Here is a 20,205-nt window from a genome sequence, read left to right as displayed (position 1 = left end):
GCGGCGGCCGCGCGGAGGTGGGATGCCGCGCCGCGGCGTCAGTGCGAGGTGACGACCCCGACCGCGTCGTGCACGATGACGGCGGCGGCGCGTGCACCAGCGCCGGCGGCGACGATGAGCTGCTGCGGGCCCGCGGTGATGTCGCCGGCGGCGTAGACGCCGAACTCGCTCGTGCGACCCGACCCGTCGGTGAGGAGGTGGCCGTTCTCGTCGCGGTCGGGGACGATGCCGTCGAGAAAGGCCAGATCGACCGTCCATTCGGGGCGGATGAAGCCACCGTCGACGGGGATGCCGCGTCCATCGACCAGCTCGACGCTTTCGATCCGCCCGCGCTCGCCGACCAGGGCGGCCACCGGCGTGCGCTCGACCGTCACCCCCGCGGCGGTCAGCTCGGCCTCGGCGACCGCATCGATCACCGCGGCCCCGTGGGTGAACACGGTGAGCTCGTCGGTCCAGCGCGCGATCAGGCGGGCCCGGTCGGCGAGGTCGTCGGATGCCCCGAACAGCGCGAGGCGCCGTCCGCGCTGCTCCCACCCGTCGCAGGCCGCACAGCTGAAAAGGCTCATGCCGTAGAACGAGATGAGGTCGGGAACGTCGGGCAGTGTCTCATGCAGGCCGGTGGCGATGAGCACGTTCTGTGCGAACACCACATCGGTGGCCGCCCGCTGGCCGATCTCGGCCACAAACACGCCCTCATCACGACCGAGGCGGAACACCCGCTGACGCGCGCGGTAGTGCACGGTCGGATAGGCGGTCAGCTCTTCGCGCGCTATGCGCTTGAGCTCGTTCGGGGCTATGCCGTCGCGGGTGAGGAACCCATGCACCGACAGCGTCGCGGCGTTGCGCGGACGGTCGGCGTCGACGACGGTGACCTCGGCGACCGACCGACCCAGATTCAGCGCCGCCGACAGCCCGGCGGGGCCGCCGCCGATGATCAGCACATCCTGCAGTTCCGACATCCCTATTCTCCTTGCGGTGGCAGAGCGGCGACCAGCGGGTGGTCGACGTGGGTGGGACCGAGCTTCTGTGCGCCGCCCGGCGAGCCGAGGTCGGAGAAGAACTCGACATTCACCTTGTAGTAGTCGGCCCACTCTTCGGGCAGGTCGTCTTCGTAGTAGATGGCCTCGACGGGGCACACCGGTTCGCACGCGCCGCAGTCGATGCACTCGTCGGGATGGATGTAGAGCGAGCGCTCGCCCTCATAGATGCAGTCGACGGGACACTCGTCGACGCACGCGCGGTCTTTGACGTCGACGCAGGGCAGAGCGATGACATACGTCATCGCGCGAGCACCTCGGACGAGGCGATCTCGACCTGCTCGTCGCGGTCGACGACCTTGACCCGCTCACGCCGGTGCTCATGGTTCTCGCCCAGGGCGCGCTCGTGCGCGTCAAGGGCCAGCCAACCGCTCCAGTCGGTGTGGACCACGCCCCGAGAGGCGAGCAGCTCGAGCACGTCGCCGGCCACCGGCGCCGTCAGCAGCCCCGCCTGCGCGTCGTCGACGACGTGGCCGATCGTCTCGAGCGCGTCGGATTTCGTGCTGCCGATCAGTCCCACCGGCCCGCGCTTGACCCACCCGGTCGCGTACAGCCCCGTCTCACCGACGACACGCCCCTCGGCGTTGGGTACGACGCCGCGCGCTTGGTCGAAGGGGGCGCCCTCGACCTGCGTGCCGTAGTACCCGATGGCCCGGTACAGCGCGCCCACCTGGTACTCGCGGAACTCGCCGGTCGTCTGCAGTGCGCCGTCGGCGCCGGGACGGGTGCGCTCGAATCGCACCGCCGTGACGCGATCGTGGCCGAGCACGGCGACCGGGGTGTGCCAGAAGTGCAGATGCAGTCGCCGCGATGCCTGCCCGACCTCGCGCTCGCGCCACGAGTTCAGAATGCGCTGCATGACCTTGACCTGGTTGCTGGCGGGCACGGTGTCGGCATCCAACGCGAAATCGTCGTCGTCGAGGATGATGTCCAGGTCGCGTACCTCGCCCAGCTCGCGCAGTTCGATCGGAGTGAACTTGATGCCAGAGGGACCGCGGCGGCCGAACACGTGCACATCGGTCACCGCCGACGATTCCAGCCCAGCCAGCACGTTGTCGGGCACATCGGTGGTGCGCATGTCTTCGCCCCGCTTGGCCAGCACGCGAGCCACGTCGAGGGCGACGTTGCCGTTGCCGATGACGGCGACCGACTGCTGGTCGAGCGGCCAGGTGCGCGGAACGTCGGGGTGGCCGTCGTACCAGGCCACGAAGTCAGCCGCGCCGTACGAGCCGGGCAGGTCGATGCCGGGGATCGGCAGGGCGGCGTCGCGCAGCGCGCCGGTGGCCAGGATCACGGCGTGGTAGCGCTCGCGCAGCTCGTCGAGGGCGATGTCGCGACCGACCTCGATGTTGCCGAGGAAGCGGATGTCACCGTCGTGCAGCATGTGGTGCAGCGAGTCGATGACCCCCTTGATGCGCGGGTGGTCGGGTGAGACGCCGTACCGGATCAGTCCGTACGGGGCCGGGAGCGACTCGAACAGGTCGATCGTCACCTCGCCGCCGGCTTCGGCCACGGCGGTGCTGAGCAGGTTTCCGGCGTAGATACCGGCGGGGCCGGAGCCCACGATCGCCACACGCAAAGAGAGTGCAGAACTCGTCACGTCAATTGCCTTTCGGGTTCGACAGGGAAGGTCAGGATGCCGCGGCCGCCGCGGGTGCGGCGAGACGGTCGGTGGCGGCGTGTGCGAGACGCACGACATCGCCGATCACCACGACAGCGGGGTTGCGAACCTGCCGAGCGGCTGCGTCGTACACGATGGTGGCCAAGGTGCCGATGGTCACCCGCTCGGCGGGCCCATACCCATCTTCGACGATTGCGACGGGGCAGGCGCCGCCGCGCTCGCCCTGTGCGAGAACGTGGGCGGAGTGGGCGAGCGTGCCGATGCCCATCAGCAGCACCACGGTGTGGTCGCGCCCGCCGGGCACCGTCTCGATCTGATCGTGCCCACTCACCACGCTGAACCCGGTGGCGATGCCGCGATGGGTGAGCGGAATGCCGGCCACGGCCGGCACCGACACCGCGCTGGTCACCCCCGACACGACCGACACCTCAACGCCGGCGGCCACACAGTGCAGCTGCTCTTCGCGTCCCCGGCCCAGCACGAACGGGTCGCCGCCCTTCAGGCGCACCACGCGGGCGCCGGCCCGCGCGAAGTTCACGAGCATATCGTTGATCACATGCTGCGGCACCGCATGGTGACCGGGCAGTTTGCCGACATCGACGATCTGCGCGGTGATCGGCTCACCGGCGGTGATGAGCTCGTCGAGCACCTGCCGTGCCCCCAGGCGGTCGGCGATGATGACGTCGGCTTCTCGTAGCAGGCGCAGCCCGCGCAGGGTCAGCAGCCCGGCGTCGCCGGGCCCGGCCCCGACGAGATCGACGCGTCCGCTCATCGTGCGCGCTCGTCGGCGAGAACGGTGACGGCTGCCAGCGTGGCGCCGTCATCGGGGTGAATGAGGATGAGCGAACCGCTCTCCCGGCTGATCGCATACGGTTCGAGCGGTAACTCGGCGGCGAAGCGCAGCCGCACTCGTCCGATGTCGTTGGCCTGCAGTGCCGAGGCCGGCTCGTGTCCCAGGGTGTCGAGGTCGCGCCGCGACACTATCTCGTCCACACGCGCCTGCACCGTCGCGGTGCCGTGCTTGGCCAGCACCCGGTCGCCGACCTGCAGGGGCCGCTCGTCGAGCTGGAAGACCTCGACGAGCGCGTCGCGACGGGTGGCCGGCGCGCCATCGGTGGTGATCACGGTGCCGCGCGGCGCGTCGAGCTCGTCGGCGAGGGTGAGGGTGACCGACTGCGGGGCACGGGCTTCGGATGCCGCCCGCCCGGCGACCTGGATGCCGGTGACCTGCGTCGTGGCGGTGCCCGGCAGCAGGCGCACGCGCTCCCCCACGCGCACGCTGCCCTCGGCGACGCGCCCGGCGAAGCCGCGGTAGTCGCGGTAGTCGTCGGCGCGGTCGGCCAACTCGGTGGCAAGCGCGCCCTGCGGGCGCAGCACGAACTGCACCGGCAGTCGAAAGCGGCGTTGGTCGGCCTCTGCCGAGGTCGACGGCAGTGCCTCGAGAAGTTCGACCAGCGTCGGGCCCTCGTACCAGGGCGTGCGCGCGGACCGGGCCACGATGTTGTCGCCCTCCAGCGCCGAGACCGGGACCACGTGCACATCGTCGCGGCCCAGCGCGGCGGCGGCATCCCTCGCCTGCTGTGCCACCTGGGTGAATGTCGGCTCGTCGAACCCGATCAGGTCGATCTTGTTCACCGCGATGACGATGTGCGGCACGCGCAGCAGCGCGACCACCGCCAGGTGCCGGCGGGTCTGCTCGAGCACTCCCTTGCGCGCATCGACCAGGAGCACCACGGCGTCGGCGGTGGCCGAACCCGTCACCATGTTGCGGGTGTACTGCACGTGCCCGGGGCAGTCGGCGAGGATGAAGGTGCGCCGATCGGTCGCGAAATAGCGGTAGGCCACGTCGATGGTGATGCCCTGCTCGCGCTCGGCGCGCAGCCCGTCGGTGAGCAGCGCGAAGTCGAACTCGCCCAGGGCGAAGCCGCGGTCGCGCGAGGTGCGGGTGACCTGCTCGAGCTGGTCGGCGAGGATGGCCTTGGCATCATGCAGCAGCCGGCCGACCAGGGTCGATTTGCCGTCGTCGACCGAGCCGGCCGTCGCGAACCGGAAGAGGGTGTTCGCAGTCATCAGAAGTACCCGTCCTTCTTGCGGTCTTCCATGGCGGCCTCGCTGATGCGGTCATCGGCGCGGGTCGCGCCGCGCTCGGTGATGGTCGAGCGCGCCACTTCGTCGAGGACCGCGGCGATATCGGCGGCGTCAGAGGCCACCGCCCCGGTGCAGCTCATGTCGCCCACGGTGCGGTAGCGCACGACGCGGCGCTCGACGGTCTCGTCGCCGCGGGGCTGTGAGCTGTCGCCGACCGCCCGCCACATGCCGTCGCGGCGGAACACCGCGCGCTCGTGGGCGTAGTACAGCGGTGCCAGCTCGATGCGTTCCCTGGCGATGTACCGCCACACGTCGAGCTCGGTCCAGTTCGAGATCGGAAAGGCCCGCACGTGCTCGCCGGGCCGGTGCCGTCCGTTGTACAGGCTCCACAGCTCGGGGCGCTGGTTGCGGGGGTTCCACTGCCCGAACTCGTCGCGCAGCGAGATGATGCGCTCCTTGGCGCGTGCCTTGTCTTCGTCGCGGCGCGCGCCACCGAAGACGGCGTCATGCCCTCCCGCGGCGATGGCATCCAGCAGCGGCCGGGTCTGCAACGTGTTGCGCGTGCCGTCGGCGCGCTCGGTCAGGCGGCCGTCGTCGATGTAGTCCTGCACGTGTGCGACACGCAGGTCGAGACCGAGTCGTGCCACCGTGCGGTCGCGAAAATCGAGCACTTCGGGAAAGTTGTGGCCCGTGTCCACATGCAGCACCGGAAACGGCACGCGCGCAGGGAAGAACGCCTTGGCGGCCAGGTGCAGCACGAGTGCCGAGTCCTTGCCGCCCGAGAACAGCAGCACCGGTCGGGCGAATTCGGCCACGACCTCGCGGATGATGTGGATGGCTTCGGCCTCGAGCAGATCGAGGGTGTCCAGAGCCGATGCCGCAGCGGCGGCATCGGGCGCATCGAGGTCGTCGAACTCGTCGATCGAGGTGATCAGGGTCATAAGTGCAGTCCGCATTCCGTCTTGGCCAGGCCCGCCCAGCGGCCGGCCCGGGGGTCTTCGCCGGCGGCGACCGGGCGGGTGCAGGGCGCGCAGCCGATCGAGGGGTAGCCCTGGGCGACGAGGGGATTGACCGGCACCTCGTGCACGGTGGCGTAGTCGAGCAGGTCGTCGAAGCTCCACGCGGCGACCGGGTTGACCTTGACCAGGCCGTTGCGCTCGTCCCAGGTGATCAGGGGCGTGTCGGTGCGGGTGGGGCTTTCGTCGCGGCGCACACCGGTGATCCACACGTCATAACCCTGCAGCGCGCGGTGCAGCGGCTCGACCTTTCGGATCGCGCAGCACAGGTTGGGGTCGCGGGCGAAGAGGTCTTTGCCGTGCGCGGCCGTCTGCTGCGCGATGGTGAGCTCGGGGCGCACATCGACGACCGTGACATCGAGCCGCTCGGCGACCTCGTTGCGGGTGAAGGCGGTCTCGGCGAAGTGATAGCCGGTGTCGAGGAAGAGCACATCGACGCCCGGTAGCTGCTGTGCGACAAGGTGCGGCAGCGCGCCGTCGGCCATCGAGCAAGCGACCGCGACGCTGCGCAGCGGAAAGTTCTCGGCCACCCACGCCACCACCTGCGTGGGTGTGGCCTCGGGGCCGGGCAGCTCGTCGGGGGCGACACCGTGCGGCGCGTCGCCGAGCGCGTGCCGGCCGGCGACGGCGAGCGCCTGCAAGGCCGCGGCATCCCGCGTGCGCGTGGCCGTGCTCACTGCAGTGCCTCGTCGGAGGCTTCGTGCGCCCACTGCGCGAAGGTCTGGCCGGGTTCGCGGTCGGCGAGATAGCGGCGGATGACGCGCTCGGCATAGTCGGCGATGCCGTCGGCGGGCACCTTCAGGCCGCGCACGGTGCGGCCCAGGCCCGCCTCGGGACGCCCCTCGGTGGCCAGGCCTCCCCCCAGGTGCACCTGGTAGCCGGGCACCTGGTTGCCGGCGGCGTCGGTGATCAGCTGCCCCTTCAAGCCGATGTCGGCGACCTGGATGCGTGCGCACGAGTTGGGGCAGCCGTTCACATGCAGCGTGATGGGGCGGCCGATCTCGGGCTCGAGGTCGCCCAGGCGCTGCTCGAGCTGCGTGATCGCCTGCGCGGCGTTGACCTTCGTCTCCACGATCGCGAGCTTGCAGAACTCGATTCCCGTGCACGCCATGGTCGCGCGGCGGAACATGCTGGGATGCACCGACAGGTCGAGTTCTTCGAGCCCGGCGGTGACGGCGTCCACTCGCTCTTCGGGCACGTCGAGCACGAGGATCTTCTGGAACGCGGTGGTGCGCACGCGGCGCGACCCGTTGGCCTCGGCGAGCTCGGCGACCGCCGTCAGCGTCGACCCCGAGACCCGGCCGACAAGTGTGGAGGCGCCGATGAAGTAGCGGCCGTCCTTCTGCTTGTGCACGCCCACGTGGTCGGGCGCGCCGACCGGCTCGGGCGCGGCGGGACCGTCGGGCAGCGGCGCGTCGAGGTATTCGGTCTCGAGCACGTTCCGCAGCTTCTCGGGACCCCAGTCGGCCAGCAGGAACTTCATGCGGGCCTTGTTGCGCAGTCGCCGGTAGCCGTAGTCGCGGAACAGGCGGGTCACGCCGTACCAGACCTCGACGACGCGCTCGGGCGGCACGAAGGCGCCCAGACGCTCGCCCAGCCGCGGCACGGCGGCCAGGGCCCCGCCCACCCACAGGTCGTAGCCGATGCCCAGTTCGGGGTGCTCGACCGCCACGAACGAGCAGTCGTTGATCTCATGCACGACGTCTTGGCTGGGGTGCCCGGTGATCGCGGTCTTGTATTTGCGCGGCAGGTTCGACACGCTCGGGTCGCCGATGTAGGTGTCGACGATGCCGCGCAGCTGCGGCGTCGGGTCGATGAGCTCATCGGCGGCGATGCCGGCCACCGGAGAGGCGAGAAACGCGCGAGGCACATCGCCGCACGCCTCGGTCGTCTGCAGGCCGACGGCCTCGAGCCGGCGCCAGATCTCGGGCACGTCTTCGATGCGCACCCAGTGAAGCTGCACGTTCTGTCGGTCGGTGACATCGGCGACATCGCGCGCGAACTCGGTCGAGATGCCACCGATCACCCGCAGCTGCTCGGTGGTCAACTGACCGCCGTCGATGCGGATGCGCATCATGAAATAACGGTCTTCGAGCTCGTGCGGTTCGAGCTGGGCAGTGCGTCCGCCGTCGATGCCGGGCTTGCGCTGCGTGTACAGCCCCCACCAGCGGAAGCGCCCGTGCAGGTCGTCGCCGGCGATGGAGTCGAAGCCCTGCTTGGCATAGACCTCTTCGATACGGCGGCGCACGTTGAGTCCGTCGTCTTCGAGCTTGAACGCCTCGACAGGGTTCTGCGGCGTGGTCCCGTCGATCTTCCACTGCGCATTCGGCTTCTGCGGCGCGCGGCTGGTGCGGGTGCGGGCGCCGCGCACCGTCCCGGCACCGGTGGGCGCCGTCGTGGTGGTGGTGTCGATGGTCACGACCGCCCCCTCTGGACGTGCGGAAACAACCCGCTGAAGAATTGGATGACACCGAGAGTAGGAACTTTCGCGTCGGTTACGGCGTCGGATGACGTTGCGATGCCTTTCGGCGACACACTTCGTCATGTGACGTGCGAAACGTCACTGTGGTGTGCTGCGGTGATCTGCCGCGGCGGCGGTGAACCGGGCGACGACGAGGTCGATGAGCGCGTCGGGCACCTCCTGCCCGTCAAGCAGCGGCGCGGTCACGGTGTGGCCAGGCGCCTGACGCGTGGCCAGGTCGTGGAAGAAGCCGTGCGCGAGCAGGTAGGGAACCACGAGTGCATCGGGATGTCGCGCCGCGACATCGGGCAGCGTCGGCGTGCGGGCGGCCAGATATGCCAGGTGCACGGGGGCGTCGACGCGTTCGCGCAGCAGGGCGGCGGCCCGCTCGCATGCCGGGGCCGATGCGGGCTCGCGCGATCCCGCGGCCGCGAGGATCACCGGCCGATGGTCGGGGATGCGATCGGCGAGCACCTGGGCCAGGCGGGCGTCTGGTCCCAGCGGCGGCGCGACCACGGCATCCGGCCGTCCGGCCACGGCCGTCTGCAGGTCGACGCGCACATGGAACCCCGTCGACAGCAGCAGCGGCACCACGACGAGCGGCCCCCCGGTCGCTCGTACCGCGGATGCGGCATCCGGCTGCTGCACGTCGACGAAAGCGGCCCGCACCTCGATGCCGGGAAGACGTGCGGCGACGCCGTCGACCAGCGCGGCGATCGCAGCCGCCCCCCGCACCGAGGAGGTGCCGTGCGAGACGGCGAGCAGGGCGGGCATGGTGTTCAGGATGCCAGGCGATTGTTGCGGCGCGGTTTCGTGCGTCACACAACGCCTTGCATCGCCCGCCCTGCGCGCGGGGATCAGGCTGTGGTCGTCGCGGTGGTGATGACGGCCCGCTCCACGTCCATCAGCTCTTTCACCGCCGGCCCGATCGTGTCGATCCACTCCGGGTCTTGGTAGATGGCGGCGTAGGCGCGCTCGCGGTCGCTCTCGTCGTGGAAGGCGCGAATCCAGATGTACGCGTCGTCATCGTCTTCGACCAGCAGCGAGCCGGTCACCTCGACCCCGCGGGCCCGGACGAAGGGAATGACGACCCGATCCATGATGTCGGCAAGCTCGGCACGCCGACCCGGAAATGCGACGTATCGGCGGATCTCGACGAGCCGGCCGGTCATCGTGCGACCTCGAGCACGATCTTGCCCTGCGTGTGTCCGGTGGCCACTGCGTCGTGCGCGGCCCCGGCCTGCTCGAGCGGGAACGTCTGCTCGACGGCCACGCGCAGCCTGCCCGCGTCGACCAGTTCGGCGATCGCGGCGAGGGCGGTGTGGTCGGGCTCGACCAGGATGCCGGTGGTGCGCACACCGCGTGCCTCGGCGGCGGCCGCCACCTCGGGGCTGATCCCACCGGGCACCCCGATGTAGAGGCCGCCGGGGGTGAGGATGCCGATGGAGGGCACCCCGGTCTGTGCGACATCGCCCACCAGATCGATGACCACGTCGACGTCGTCGAGCTGCTCGTCGAAGCGCGCGGAGCGGTAGTCGACGAACTCTTCAGCGCCGAGCCCGCGCACGAACTCCTCACGGGCGCCGCTGGCGGTGCCGATCACATGGGCGCCACGGGCGACGGCGATCTGCACGGCGAGATGCCCGACCCCGCCGGCGGCGGCGTGGATGAGCACGCGCTGCCCGGCTTCGACGCCGGCGGTGTCGACGATGGCCTGCCAGGCGGTGAGCGAGGCAAGCGGCAGGGCCGCGGCATCCATATGCCCGATGGTGCGCGGCTTGCGGGCGAAGTGCCGCGACGGCGCGGTGACGTACTCGGCGTAGGCGCCGGCCTCGCGCGGGAACCACGGCATGCCGAAGACCTCGTCGCCGGGCTTGAGTGTGGTCACCCCGAAGCCCACCGCGTCGACCACACCCGAGACATCCCATCCCACGGTGAACGGAAGAGGCCGCGGAACCCCCGACACGCCCCCGCCGGCGCGGGTCTTCCAATCGACGGGGTTGACCCCGGCCGCGTGCACGCGCACGCGCACCTCGGTGGGCAGCGGCACGGGGACGGCGACCTCGGCGATATGCAGCACCGAAGAGGGCCCGAAGGCGTCTTGCCTGATCGCCCGCATCGTGTCGTCGGTCATTGTCAGCTCCTTCTGGACGGCGTTTCCGTCCGACGACACCGACCGTATGCTTTCGGTAGTGGTTACCCGCAAGGGCACCCAGTATCCAATGGGAAGCATGGAGGCGTCGTGGAAGCCTGTCCGACCGGAACGCACGATGTGCACAACGTGTACGCGGCGCAGTGTCCCTGCCGTGCCCTGCTCGAACTGCTCGCGAACAAGTGGACGGCGCTGGCGATCGGGGCCCTGGAAGCGGGGCCGATGCGCTTCGGAGCGCTCAAGCAGCTGCTGGCCGGAGTGAGTCCCAAGGTGCTCACCCAGACGCTGCGGCGACTCGAAGACTCCGGCATGGTCGCTCGCACGGTGTACCCGGCGGTTCCCGCTCATGTCGAGTACGAGCTCACCGCGCTGGGTCGAAGCGTCTCTGAGCCGCTGCGCGGTCTGCGCGTGTGGGTCGAGCACCACCTCGACGACGTCGTGGGTGAGAACCGCGACCGCGACCTGACTCTGCTCGAGAGCTGAGGTGTTCCTGGCGCGGTGGATGCCACCCGTGACGCGGTGAGGTGGCAGAAGGGGCGGGAATCTTATGTTGATTCCCTCTGCCACCTTGTGTGGTCGACTCAGTCGACCGGGGGAGTGGATGCTGCGGGCCGAGCGTTCGCGGCGGTGAAACCGGCCGCGAAGCCGCGCTCGTACGCGCCCTCGGCACTGCGCGGGTTGCGCATGCCGCGGCCGTGGTGACGGCGCTCGAACTCTTCGCGCAGGTACGCGTGGTGGCCGGGACCGAATCCACGGCGGCCAGGTCCGAAGCCATGCTCGAACTCGGCGCGCGCGTCGAAGTCCCCTCCGGCCTCGCCGATCCGGCGTTCGCGGGCGTTCCACCCGCGCTGGTAGGCACCGCGCGGGTCATGCCCACGGCGGCGCTCGCCGAACTCGCGGCCGTAGCCGCCGAATCCGTGACCGCGACCATAGGGTCCCCAGCCGGCGCCGCGCTCGTCGCCGTTCGGGCGTGCACCGCGCCGGGCACCGCGGCGCCCACGGCGCGGCGGCAGCGGCTGGGATTCGTCCCAGCCCAGGCCGCGCGCGATGGACTCGAGCGAGCCCTTCAGCTGAGCGAACTCGTCGTCAGAGAGCGTGCCGGTGACCTTCGCGCGTACGGCCTCGACCTTCTCGGTGAGACGATCGAGCGCGCTGCGGCCCTCGTCGGTGACCTTCCAGGTGTCGCCTTCGCGCGCGATCCAGCCGCGGCGGGCCAGTCGGGCGACACGCTTGCCGCCCGGGGTGAGCCGATCGGCCATCCAGGGGGCCTCGACCGTGCCGGCTGCTGCGTTGAGCAGCATCCAGTCGCGGCGGGTGAGGTCGGCGCCCTCAAGCGCCGAGGCGAACTCGCGAGCGATCAGCCGGTCGACCAGGCGCAGCCAGGCGCCCAGCGGTCGGGGATCGGTGGGAGTGGAACCTTCTTCGGGCGTCGATGCGCCCTGTTCAGGTGTGGTGTTCATGAGAAGTCCTTTCGGGTCGGCGGCATCGTGGCCGCCGGATCAAACTATGTCCATTGACATGTATATGTAGTGTGACATGCAGGAGCATTACATGTCAAATCGCATGTAAATTGGAGGCATGTCTGATGCATCGCCCGATCCTGCCGACGTCATCGCCGCAGCGCTCGCCCGGCTGCGGGCACGTCGCCTTCCGCCTCCGGGCGCCGGCGGCGGAAGGCATCACGGTGACCCGAGCCACGGCGACCTCCACCGCGGCATCCATGCCGACATGCACCAACGGGGGCGCCGCGGCATTCCCGACCCGTTCGATCCGCGCACAATGCCGGCACCGGGAATGCCCTGGTCGGGGGCACACGGACGTTTCGGCGGGCCCGCGCGTGTGCGTCTGCTCGAGGCGCTGGCCGCGGCATCCACACCCCTCTCGGTCAGCGAACTCGCCGAACGGATCGGGGTCGATCAGCCCCGGGCATCCCGGCTCGTGCAGCAGTGTGTGGGTCTCGGGTTCGTGCGCCGTGAGGCCGATCCCGACGACGCCCGGCGCACGCGCATCGTGCTGACCGAGCAGGGGAACGCCGTCATCAGCGGGTTCCGCGGCAACCGCCGCGCGGCGATCGAAGACGCCCTCGCCGAGTTCACTGACGCCGAGCGGGCGGAGCTGGCGCGGCTGCTGACCAAGCTCGCCGACTCGTGGGGGCGGTGAGCGGCCCAGGCACGCGGCTCAGCGCCGCACCCTGCGACGAATCGGGTCTTGGTAGAGCGCCGGAGTGACAGTGATGTCGCCCGATTCGTCGCTCCACGACAGGGCGCGTCCACGGTTGCGGTACCGACGCAGGCGCACGACGATGCCGGCCAGCGGCACGCCGATCGCAAGAGCGAGAGCACCGGTGAGGGTGCGGTCCTCATGCCCGAGCACGCTCTTGCGCTCGAACGCCAGATGCAGCGCTCCCCCGCGCGGCGGTGGAACCGGCCGTGGTGCTAGAGCACCACGGCGGCGCTGCTCGACAAGCTCGCAGACCTGCGTCCACCAGGTCGATTCCGCCGGGTCGTGAAAGTAGTTGTCGGTCATCCATTGCGCGGCAGGATGCCGGAACCGCCGTGCTATCACGTCGTCGGCGTCGCCGAACAGCCCGCTGCCGCGGAACACCGTGTTCAGCAGTGTCTTGCGCACGCCGAACATGTCCAGAGCAATCACCGGCACGCCCAGCGCGATGGCCTCGACGGCCGCGGTCGATCCCACCGTGACCAGTCCCTCGGCGGTCTGCAGCGCCGTGCGCATGGGCTCGTACGACACCACGAGATTGCCGGGTCGCTCGTGCATGAGCTCGACCAGCCGGGTGCGTTCGAAGTGCGTCTCCGTCTCGTTCTCGCGTGAGCGCAGCTTGAGCACGACCCGCCGGTCGGGGCGGGACCGGGCGGCTGCCACGAGCAGGTCGGCGAGGCGCTGCCGGTCGTCCCGGGTGCCCGGCACTATCGCCTGCGCGGCGAAGACGAGATCGGTCCCGCCTGCGGCGGGCAGGCGGCCACGGGCGTACGGCAGCGTCGCCAGGCCCAGGGGCACGTCGATGTTCAGGCGTGCGCACAGATCAGAGAACGCGTGGCGCTCGCGCAGCGAGTGCACCACGAGCAGGTCGCAGTGGCGGCGGTAGGTGGCAGCCCCGCGCTGGGCGGGGATGGAGATGCCGGGTAGCCCCGCGACGACGATGGGCCGCCGTTCGAGACGGTCGATTTCGCGCTGCACGAGACGCACGAACTGGCCACGCCCGGCGATGAGCACGACATCGGGTCGCAGGGCGCGCAAGCGCGGCACTATCCCCCCGTGCGCGACCCGCGACACCGAGCGCGCCGCCGGCTCACCGACGCCCAGCGTCGTGCCGGCCAGCGCCGCACGCTCCTGCGCCCGGCTGACCGTCAGCGGGGTGCGCACTATCAGCATCCGCGGGTCGATCCCGTCAGCCGAGTCGAGCATCGCGGCAGCCCACTTGACGTACGAATCGGCGTCGGCGATCGCCACGACCCTCATCGTGGCGCCGCGTCGCAGCACGGTCGGTTCGCGCCGGGAGGCGGCATCCGGTCCGGAGACGGACCGCGTGCCGACGTCATCGACACCGGGTGCGGGACGAGCGGCGAGCAGGCTCATGCCGGTACGCGCCGCAGCTTCGCCTTGGGCGCGAGCTCGCCCGGGAAGACCCGCTTCACGCCGTCACCGAGGGCGGTCTCGACGATGCGGATGTCGCGGACCAGGTGTTCCAGGCCCGCCGGCTCGAGCGATGCGGCGTGGTCTGAGCCCCACATGGTGCGATCGAGGGTGATGTGGCGCTCCACCGCGACCGCGCCCAGCGCGACGGCGGCCAGCGAGATCTGCAGGCCGCGCTCGTGGCCCGAGTACCCCACCGGAATGCCCGGGTAGCGGTCGCGCAGCGTCGCTATCGTCTTGATGTTGGCCTCTTCAGGCTCCATCGGGTAGGTCGAGGTCGCATGCATGAGCACCAGCCGGCCGGTGTCGAGCGCACCCAGCGCCCGGTCGATCTCGTCGATCGTCGACATGCCGGTCGACAGGATCACCGGCTTACCGGTCTCGCGGATCGCCGCGAGCAGCTCGAGGTCGGTGACTGAGGCTGAGGCCACCTTGTGCGCGACGACGTTCAGGTCCTCAAGGAACGCGACCGAGGGCACGTCCCACGGCGAGGCGAACCAGTCGAGCCCCGCCATCGTCGCGTAGTCGCTGATCTCCACATACGCGTCGCGCCCGAACTCGACACGGCGCCGATACTCGAGGTAGGTCATGGTTCCCCACGGCGTCTCGCGCGGGGTGTCGCGCATGTGCTCGGGGGTGGAGATCTCGGGCGTGCGCTTCTGGAACTTCACGGCGTCGGCGCCCGCACGGGCAGCGACGTCGATGAGGCGCTTGGCCAGTTCGACATCTCCGTTGTGATTGAGGCCGATCTCGGCGATGACGTAGGCGGGATTCCCGCCGCCGATGGTGTGCGAACCGATTCTGACGGTCATTTCTGTGTCCTCTCAACGTGACACTTCGAGAGTCGGCGTTGCACGTGAACGCCGCCCCACCGGGCGGTGACGTGGCCGTGACGGGATGCCGTCAGTCGGTCGACAGCCGGTCGACGAGTTCGCGAACGGCGCCGGACCCGCCGGGGCGCGCGAGCACCACACGCGCCTGCGCACGCACGGCGGGATGCGCGTCGGCAACGGCGATCGGCCACCCGACCAGTGCCATCGCCGACAGGTCGTTGATGTCGTTGCCGAGGTAGGCGACATCGTCCAGGGCCACCCCGACCGCACTGGCCCACGCCCGCAGCGCGGAGGCCTTGTCGTCCACCCCCTGGCGCACGTCCGCGCGCAACTTGGCCGCGCGGGCGGCCACGACCGGGTTGGTCTCGGTCGACAGGATCAGGACCGGGATGCCGCCGCGTCGCAGGATACCGACGCCCATTCCGTCGGACCGGCTCACTCGCACGAGTTCCCGTCCGTCCTGATCGACGAGCGCGGTGTCATCGGTGTGCACGCCGTCGAAGTCGGTCACGACGGCGCGCGCGGAGATGCGGGCCGGCTCCTCGACGAGAGGGGCGAGGGCTGATGCCCGCGCCAGCTGTTCCACGTCGTCGATCTCGATCGCGGTCCGCTCGGGAACCTCGACGATGCCGACCCGACCGAAGAAGCGATGGCCGGCGGTGCGGAACCCCGCGGCATCGAACACGTAGAAGGCCCCGGTCTCGAGGTAGTGCGGCTCGCGGTCCTGCCTGCGGGGGCGGTGGGATGCCGCATGGTTGATCGGTTCCGCGATGCCGTCGTCGCCGCGCCGCCAGAGGAAGCCGTAGGTCTCGTGCGCCGAGAAGATGCTGTCGTACCGTCCCGCGCGCACGGCGGCCACGGCATCCTGCACTCTCTCGGAAGGGATGAACGGCGACGTGGCCTGCAGGAAGGCGACGATGCCCACGTCGATGCCGTGGGCAGCAAGGGTCTCGAGCGCGTGCAGCACGGCGCTCTCGCTGCTTGCGGTGTCTCCGGCGAGGTGGGCCGGGCGTCGTATCACGCGGGCGCCGGCGTCGGCGGCGACCGTCGCGATGGCGTCGTCGTCGGTGGTGACCACGACCAGATCGACGTTCGACGCGGCCTGTGCCGCGCGCACCGCCCGTGTGATGAGAGGGACCCCGCCGACGCGGCGCAGGTTCTTGCCGGGCACGCCCTTGGACCCGCCCCGGGCGGGGATGATGGCCGCGACGACGCTCATCGACCGGTCACCGCCTTCCAGGCACGCCGGGTGCGCCGGCCCGCCCCGCGCATCGCGAGGCGGGCCTCCTCGGCGTGGCCGACGCCGCCGGTGCCGATGAGGATGTGCGTGATCATGCCGCGCGGGGCGCCGGGCAGACGCAGTTCGGCCAGGCGCCGAGCGCTGAAGTAGCGGCTGCGCTCACCGGGGTCGAGCCCGTCGAGAAGTGCCTCGGCGCGGGGGCGCAGATGTGCGGCGGTGCGCGGCTGCATGCAGTAGCCGACAGCGTCGACGAGGTGCTGCAGGCGACCGGGTGCGGCGAAGGCCGTATCGGGTCGGTTGGTCGCATCGACGATGGTCGCGGGGATGCGGTTGCTGTTCTCGAACGGCCGGAGGGCGGCGAGCACCGTGGCGTTGCCGACGGCCTCGGTGGGCGTTCCGTACAGCGCGCGCACGGTCGGCAGCGCGGTGGAGAAGCCGGCGACCACGGCGACCGCGTCGAGCCGGCGGGTGAGCACTTCGGCGGGGGCGTCGCCGGGGTAGGGCTCGAAGGCCACGCCGTGGCGTCGCGCCCGTCCATGCACGCTCTCGGCGAGCGCCGGCGGCGCGGTCGGATGCGGCTTGAACACAATGCGCCGCGCCCCGTGCTCGACGGCGCGGTCGACCATCTCGGCCTGCATCGCCGTCTCTTCGTCGACGGTGACCAGGCCGAGCGCTGCGAGGTACTGACCGAGCACGAGCGCGGCGGGAGCGCCGTGTGGGGTGTGGTCGCGCTCGGCCGAGGCGTCGTCGATCTCGGCGACCACCGCGGCGAACGCGGGTGCGGGAATCGCGACCGGGGCTGCCCCGACCTCGGCGAACAGCAGTGGGACCAGTCCCGGCACCACGTCGGGGTAGAGCACGCTCTGCACGCGCCCGGCGATGGTGCGCGGCAGCCGGGTGCGAACAGGGGCGTAGGTCATCAGTCCGTCGCCGATGACGGTGATCCGCGCCCGCCGGAACGTCGAGAGCAGGGTGCGGGTCGGTGCGACCTGGGGCGTCTGCACATAAAGGTCCAGTCGGGCAGGATCCAGGTCCCACGCGTGGGCGAGCAGGCGCTCCCACGCCGGCAGCTCTGTCTCGCGCGGAGCCCACGCCGTCGGATGCAGGGGATCCAGCAGCGGGTTCAGTGGCACCACGCGATCGAATCGGTTCCGCAGCGATCGCAGCTGCGGCGACTCGTCGAGCCCTCGGTTGGTCTCTGGCACGGCCGCAGAATTGATCGGAACGAGCACGCGCTCGTCGTCGGGCGGCACGAGCCCCGCATCGATTGCCGCGATCGCCGTCATCAGCCCGTACGGGGTGTGCAGGGCGAACACCTGGGTCACGCGCGGCCCATCCTTCGCACGTGGCGGGCCAGCACCCGGCGCCGGGGATCGCTCAGCCGCGGGAGGGCGGCTTCCACCTCGTCCGGGTCCAGGCGCGCCAGCAGCTGGCGGATGACCCCGACCAGCTCGCCGCGCACTGCCATGCTCATGCCCCGCGAGCGGATGAGGTGGTGCGAGCTGACGGCGAGGGCGGTCGCCGTGATCTTCGGGCGGAAACGCTCGGCGTCGGCATCCTGCTCCACGATGTCGACGACCTGGATGAGCGCCCGTCCGAAATCGAGCTGTCGGCGGTCGAGCACCTGGGTGAGCGAGCTCGAGACGCCGCGCCGATACAGCAGGTGCGGGGCATCCACGACGGCGAAGGATGCCGCCTGCAGGTGCAGGCGCCAGATCCATGGTCTGTCCTCGGCGGTGAACAGCCCGGGCGGGAACTCGGCCAGGCCCTCGTCGAGCAGGCGGCGGTGGAACATCCCGGCCCAGGCGTAGGGGTAGTCGACCATCGTCGATTCGTCGGGCGGCAGTATCGCGTCGCGCGGCGAGACGGCCACGCCGCGCCACGGGAACGGTGCGCGCACGAGCGCCCGGCGGGTCTCGGTGACGGTCACGTGGTCGGTGCGCACGAAGTCGCACCCGAGGTCACGGAGGGCGGCGGCCAGGGCGGCGAGCCGGCGCGGGGCCATCCAGTCGTCCCCGTCGATGAAGCAGAAGGCATCGCCCTCGACGTGCACCAGCCCCTGGTTGCGGGCGCTGGCGAGTCCCACCGGGGTGGGGTTGGTCAGGACTTCGGCGTGCTCGAACCTCTCCGCATAGTGCGCCATGATCGCGCCGGTGTCGTCACGGGACCCGTCGTCGATCGCGACGAGCTTGAGGGCGTCGGGCTGATCGAACTGCCGCAGCAGCGTCTCGAGCGTGGTGCCGACGAACTCGCCGGCGTCCTTGGCCGGCAGAATGGCGGTGGCTATGGGGCTGGGCACCCTGCGACCGTGTCACGTCGCGGTGACCGTCCGGCGACCTCCCGGTGAACACACGGCGACGGATGCGGATCGGCTCATCGAGCCGGCGCGCGGATGCTGCGCCCCGGCGGCCGAAGGGATGGCCGGGCTTCGGCATCCCGACCCCTGTCGGCACGAAATCGCGAACACCGTGTGCGCGAAGTGTGCCCGGGATCAGAGGCGCACGTGCTTGGGCAGTCGCACGAACAACAGCAAGATGAGCCCGGCCAGCAACACGATCATGATGCCGAGGATGCCCCAATAGGTCGCGCCGAACCACGCGATCAGCAGCGCCCACAGTCCCGGTGCGAGGAAGCTGGCAACCCGGCCGGTGGTGGCATACAGGCCGAAGATCTCGCCCTGCATACCCGCGGGGGTCACGCGCGCCAGCAGGGAACGGGATGCCGCCTGCGCCGGGCCGACGCAGGCCGAGAGGATGAGCCCGCAGATCCAGAACGGCAGCTGGCCGGCGTCGTGCAGGAAGAAGACGACGAGCGCCATGGCGATCAGGATGCTCAGCGCCGAGATGATGACGGCGCGCGCGCCATAGCGGTCGTCGAGGCGCCCCGCGAAGATCGTCGCGATGCCGGCGACGACGTTGGCGGCGATGCCGAAGATGATGACCTGGTTGCTCGAGAATCCGAAGACGACGGCGGCCAGTACGCCGCCGAATGCGAAAACCCCCGCCAGCCCGTCGCGGTACACGGCGCTTGCCAGCAGGAACCAGAACGTCGGCCGGTGGCTGCGGAACAGCCGGATGATGTCCTTGACGAGTTCGACGTAGCTCGCGAAGAAGTTCACGCGCTTCGTGCCCGGCATGGTGGGTGGCTCGGGCACGTTCAGGACGAGAGGAATCGCGAAGACGACCGTCCACACCGCGCAGCCGACGGCGATGAGCCGATAGGCCATGCCGCCTGAGGTGTCGATGCCGAACCAGTGCGCAGCGTTGAGCACGACGACGATCGCCAGCGCGATGATGCCGCCGATGTAGCCCATACCCCAGCCCAGGCCACTGACCTTGCCGATGGTCTTCGGTGTGGACACGCTCACCAGGAGCGCGTTGTAGTTGACGCCGGCGATCTCGCTGAACACCGAACCGATCGCCACCGTGACCGCACCGAACCAGAAGTAAGCGGGGTCGGCGTGCACGAAGAATAGCGCGAACTGTGTCAGTGCCAGCAGCGCCGTCGCCACCAGCAGCCAGCGCTTCTTGCGCCCAGCGCGGTCGGCGCTCTGTCCGAGGGCAGGCGCCAGCACGAGGATCGCGATGCCCGCCCAGAACGTCACGAACCCGTATCCACTGGACAGCTCCGCCAACGCCCGCTCTTTGACCGGGTCAGAGGCATCCAATGCGGCGATGTCGGCGGGAAGGAATGTGTCGGAGACGAGGTACAGCGACACGAACACGAACGTGAGGATGACGGAGTTGAACGGCTGTGTCGCCCAGTCCCACATCGCCCACGACCACACACGCTTGCCGGGCACCGGTTCGGGCGCATCGGGCGTCGTCAACGCTGCGGTGGAAAAGCGCGGGTCGGGGGCATCGTGGCCGGTCACACCGCTCAGGCTACGGGAAGGACGAGGCGGGATGCCACAGCTGCGGGATCTGCCGCGCGTGCGGAACTCGCCGGCGGCCGCTCCCTGGCGCGGCTCGTCGACGCCGACCTCGCCGTCGGCTCGGTGCCGACCGAGCTCGGAACGGACGGGCTCGCGTCCTTCCGCCCGCGCGCAGAGCGCTGACGGGTCCCCTGGGGAATGCCAAACTTGAGCCGGGTGTTATCAACTT

20 protein-coding genes are annotated in these 20,205 nt (G+C 70.4%); 2 read left to right on the top strand and 18 right to left on the bottom strand.

Annotated elements, in window-relative coordinates; genetic code table 11:
• Window positions 1-38: 38 nt before the first annotated feature.
• The 11 genes from ET475_RS05180 to ET475_RS05130 all read right to left on the bottom strand — a co-directional run bounded on the left by ET475_RS05180 (window position 39) and on the right by ET475_RS05130 (window position 10,357).
• Window positions 39-959: an NAD(P)/FAD-dependent oxidoreductase gene (locus ET475_RS05180; RefSeq protein WP_129386769.1), complete on the bottom strand. Its 921-nt coding sequence runs from the start codon at window positions 957-959 to the stop codon at window positions 39-41.
• Between the two features lie 2 nt (window positions 960-961).
• A complete protein-coding gene (gene fdxA / locus ET475_RS05175) occupies window positions 962-1,282 on the bottom strand; it encodes a ferredoxin (RefSeq protein ID WP_129386766.1) in 321 nt (106 codons plus the stop codon).
• Window positions 1,279-2,637, bottom strand: a complete 1,359-nt coding sequence (locus ET475_RS05170) for an FAD-dependent oxidoreductase (RefSeq protein WP_242497774.1) — start codon at window positions 2,635-2,637, stop codon at window positions 1,279-1,281. The genes fdxA and ET475_RS05170 overlap by 4 nt, the downstream gene beginning before the upstream one ends.
• 31 nt (window positions 2,638-2,668) lie before the next feature.
• Window positions 2,669-3,430 (bottom strand): uroporphyrinogen-III C-methyltransferase, encoded by a 762-nt coding sequence (gene cobA, locus ET475_RS05165; protein ID WP_129386760.1) that lies wholly within the window; start codon window positions 3,428-3,430, stop codon window positions 2,669-2,671.
• Window positions 3,427-4,728 (bottom strand): sulfate adenylyltransferase subunit 1, encoded by a 1,302-nt coding sequence (locus ET475_RS05160; RefSeq protein ID WP_129386757.1) that lies wholly within the window; start codon window positions 4,726-4,728, stop codon window positions 3,427-3,429. Before ET475_RS05160 ends, cobA begins: the two co-directional genes overlap by 4 nt.
• Window positions 4,728-5,687, bottom strand: coding sequence for a sulfate adenylyltransferase subunit CysD (gene cysD, locus ET475_RS05155; RefSeq protein ID WP_129386754.1), 960 nt, complete (start codon window positions 5,685-5,687; stop codon window positions 4,728-4,730). Before cysD ends, ET475_RS05160 begins: the two co-directional genes overlap by 1 nt.
• Window positions 5,684-6,439 carry a phosphoadenylyl-sulfate reductase gene (locus ET475_RS05150; protein WP_207205413.1) on the bottom strand — a complete coding sequence of 252 codons (756 nt, stop codon included), beginning with the start codon at window positions 6,437-6,439 and terminating at the stop codon, window positions 5,684-5,686. The genes cysD and ET475_RS05150 overlap by 4 nt, the downstream gene beginning before the upstream one ends.
• Window positions 6,436-8,175: a nitrite/sulfite reductase gene (locus tag ET475_RS05145; protein ID WP_422879940.1), complete on the bottom strand. Its 1,740-nt coding sequence runs from the start codon at window positions 8,173-8,175 to the stop codon at window positions 6,436-6,438. The genes ET475_RS05150 and ET475_RS05145 overlap by 4 nt, the downstream gene beginning before the upstream one ends.
• 147 nt (window positions 8,176-8,322) lie before the next feature.
• The gene (locus ET475_RS05140) at window positions 8,323-8,997 is read right to left on the bottom strand and encodes a sirohydrochlorin chelatase (RefSeq protein WP_129386748.1); all 675 of its coding nucleotides are present in this window, start codon (window positions 8,995-8,997) and stop codon (window positions 8,323-8,325) included.
• Window positions 8,998-9,080: 83 nt separating this feature from the next.
• Window positions 9,081-9,395 carry an NIPSNAP family protein gene (locus ET475_RS05135; RefSeq protein ID WP_129386745.1) on the bottom strand — a complete coding sequence of 105 codons (315 nt, stop codon included), beginning with the start codon at window positions 9,393-9,395 and terminating at the stop codon, window positions 9,081-9,083.
• Window positions 9,392-10,357, bottom strand: a complete 966-nt coding sequence (locus ET475_RS05130; protein WP_129386742.1) for an NADP-dependent oxidoreductase — start codon at window positions 10,355-10,357, stop codon at window positions 9,392-9,394. Before ET475_RS05130 ends, ET475_RS05135 begins: the two co-directional genes overlap by 4 nt.
• A 108-nt stretch (window positions 10,358-10,465) precedes the next feature.
• On the opposite strand from ET475_RS05130, the gene ET475_RS05125 reads away from it, so the two are divergent.
• Window positions 10,466-10,858: a winged helix-turn-helix transcriptional regulator gene (locus ET475_RS05125; RefSeq protein WP_242497773.1), complete on the top strand. Its 393-nt coding sequence runs from the start codon at window positions 10,466-10,468 to the stop codon at window positions 10,856-10,858.
• A 98-nt stretch (window positions 10,859-10,956) separates the two neighbouring features.
• Here the strand turns inward: ET475_RS05125 and ET475_RS05120 are convergent, their stop codons facing one another.
• The gene (locus tag ET475_RS05120; RefSeq protein WP_129386736.1) at window positions 10,957-11,835 is read right to left on the bottom strand and encodes a MarR family winged helix-turn-helix transcriptional regulator; all 879 of its coding nucleotides are present in this window, start codon (window positions 11,833-11,835) and stop codon (window positions 10,957-10,959) included.
• 118 nt (window positions 11,836-11,953) lie between these two features.
• Between ET475_RS05120 and ET475_RS05115 the strand changes: the two genes are divergently transcribed.
• Complete coding sequence (locus tag ET475_RS05115) at window positions 11,954-12,535, top strand: MarR family winged helix-turn-helix transcriptional regulator (RefSeq protein ID WP_129386733.1); 582 nt, start codon at window positions 11,954-11,956, stop codon at window positions 12,533-12,535.
• An 18-nt stretch (window positions 12,536-12,553) separates the two neighbouring features.
• Here ET475_RS05115 and ET475_RS05110 read toward each other — a convergent pair whose 3' ends face one another.
• The 6 genes from ET475_RS05110 to ET475_RS05085 all read right to left on the bottom strand — a co-directional run bounded on the left by ET475_RS05110 (window position 12,554) and on the right by ET475_RS05085 (window position 19,985).
• Window positions 12,554-13,972 (bottom strand): DUF6716 putative glycosyltransferase, encoded by a 1,419-nt coding sequence (locus ET475_RS05110; RefSeq protein ID WP_129386730.1) that lies wholly within the window; start codon window positions 13,970-13,972, stop codon window positions 12,554-12,556.
• On the bottom strand, window positions 13,969-14,841 hold the full coding sequence (locus ET475_RS05105) for an N-acetylneuraminate synthase family protein (protein ID WP_129386727.1): 873 nt from the start codon (window positions 14,839-14,841) through the stop codon (window positions 13,969-13,971). The genes ET475_RS05110 and ET475_RS05105 overlap by 4 nt, the downstream gene beginning before the upstream one ends.
• A gap of 91 nt (window positions 14,842-14,932) precedes the next feature.
• Entirely contained in the window at window positions 14,933-16,081 is a 1,149-nt protein-coding gene (locus ET475_RS05100) for an acylneuraminate cytidylyltransferase (protein ID WP_129386724.1), read from the bottom strand.
• The gene (locus ET475_RS05095; protein ID WP_129386721.1) at window positions 16,078-17,427 is read right to left on the bottom strand and encodes a polysialyltransferase family glycosyltransferase; all 1,350 of its coding nucleotides are present in this window, start codon (window positions 17,425-17,427) and stop codon (window positions 16,078-16,080) included. Before ET475_RS05095 ends, ET475_RS05100 begins: the two co-directional genes overlap by 4 nt.
• Window positions 17,424-18,401: a glycosyltransferase family 2 protein gene (locus ET475_RS05090; RefSeq protein WP_129386718.1), complete on the bottom strand. Its 978-nt coding sequence runs from the start codon at window positions 18,399-18,401 to the stop codon at window positions 17,424-17,426. The genes ET475_RS05095 and ET475_RS05090 overlap by 4 nt, the downstream gene beginning before the upstream one ends.
• A gap of 192 nt (window positions 18,402-18,593) precedes the next feature.
• On the bottom strand, window positions 18,594-19,985 hold the full coding sequence (locus ET475_RS05085) for an MFS transporter (RefSeq protein ID WP_422879939.1): 1,392 nt from the start codon (window positions 19,983-19,985) through the stop codon (window positions 18,594-18,596).
• Window positions 19,986-20,205: the final 220 nt, after the last annotated feature.

The sequence above is a fragment of the Microbacterium protaetiae genome (assembly GCF_004135285.1).
GTDB lineage: Bacteria > Actinomycetota > Actinomycetes > Actinomycetales > Microbacteriaceae > Microbacterium > Microbacterium protaetiae.
This window is presented reverse-complemented; position numbering and strand designations above follow the sequence as displayed.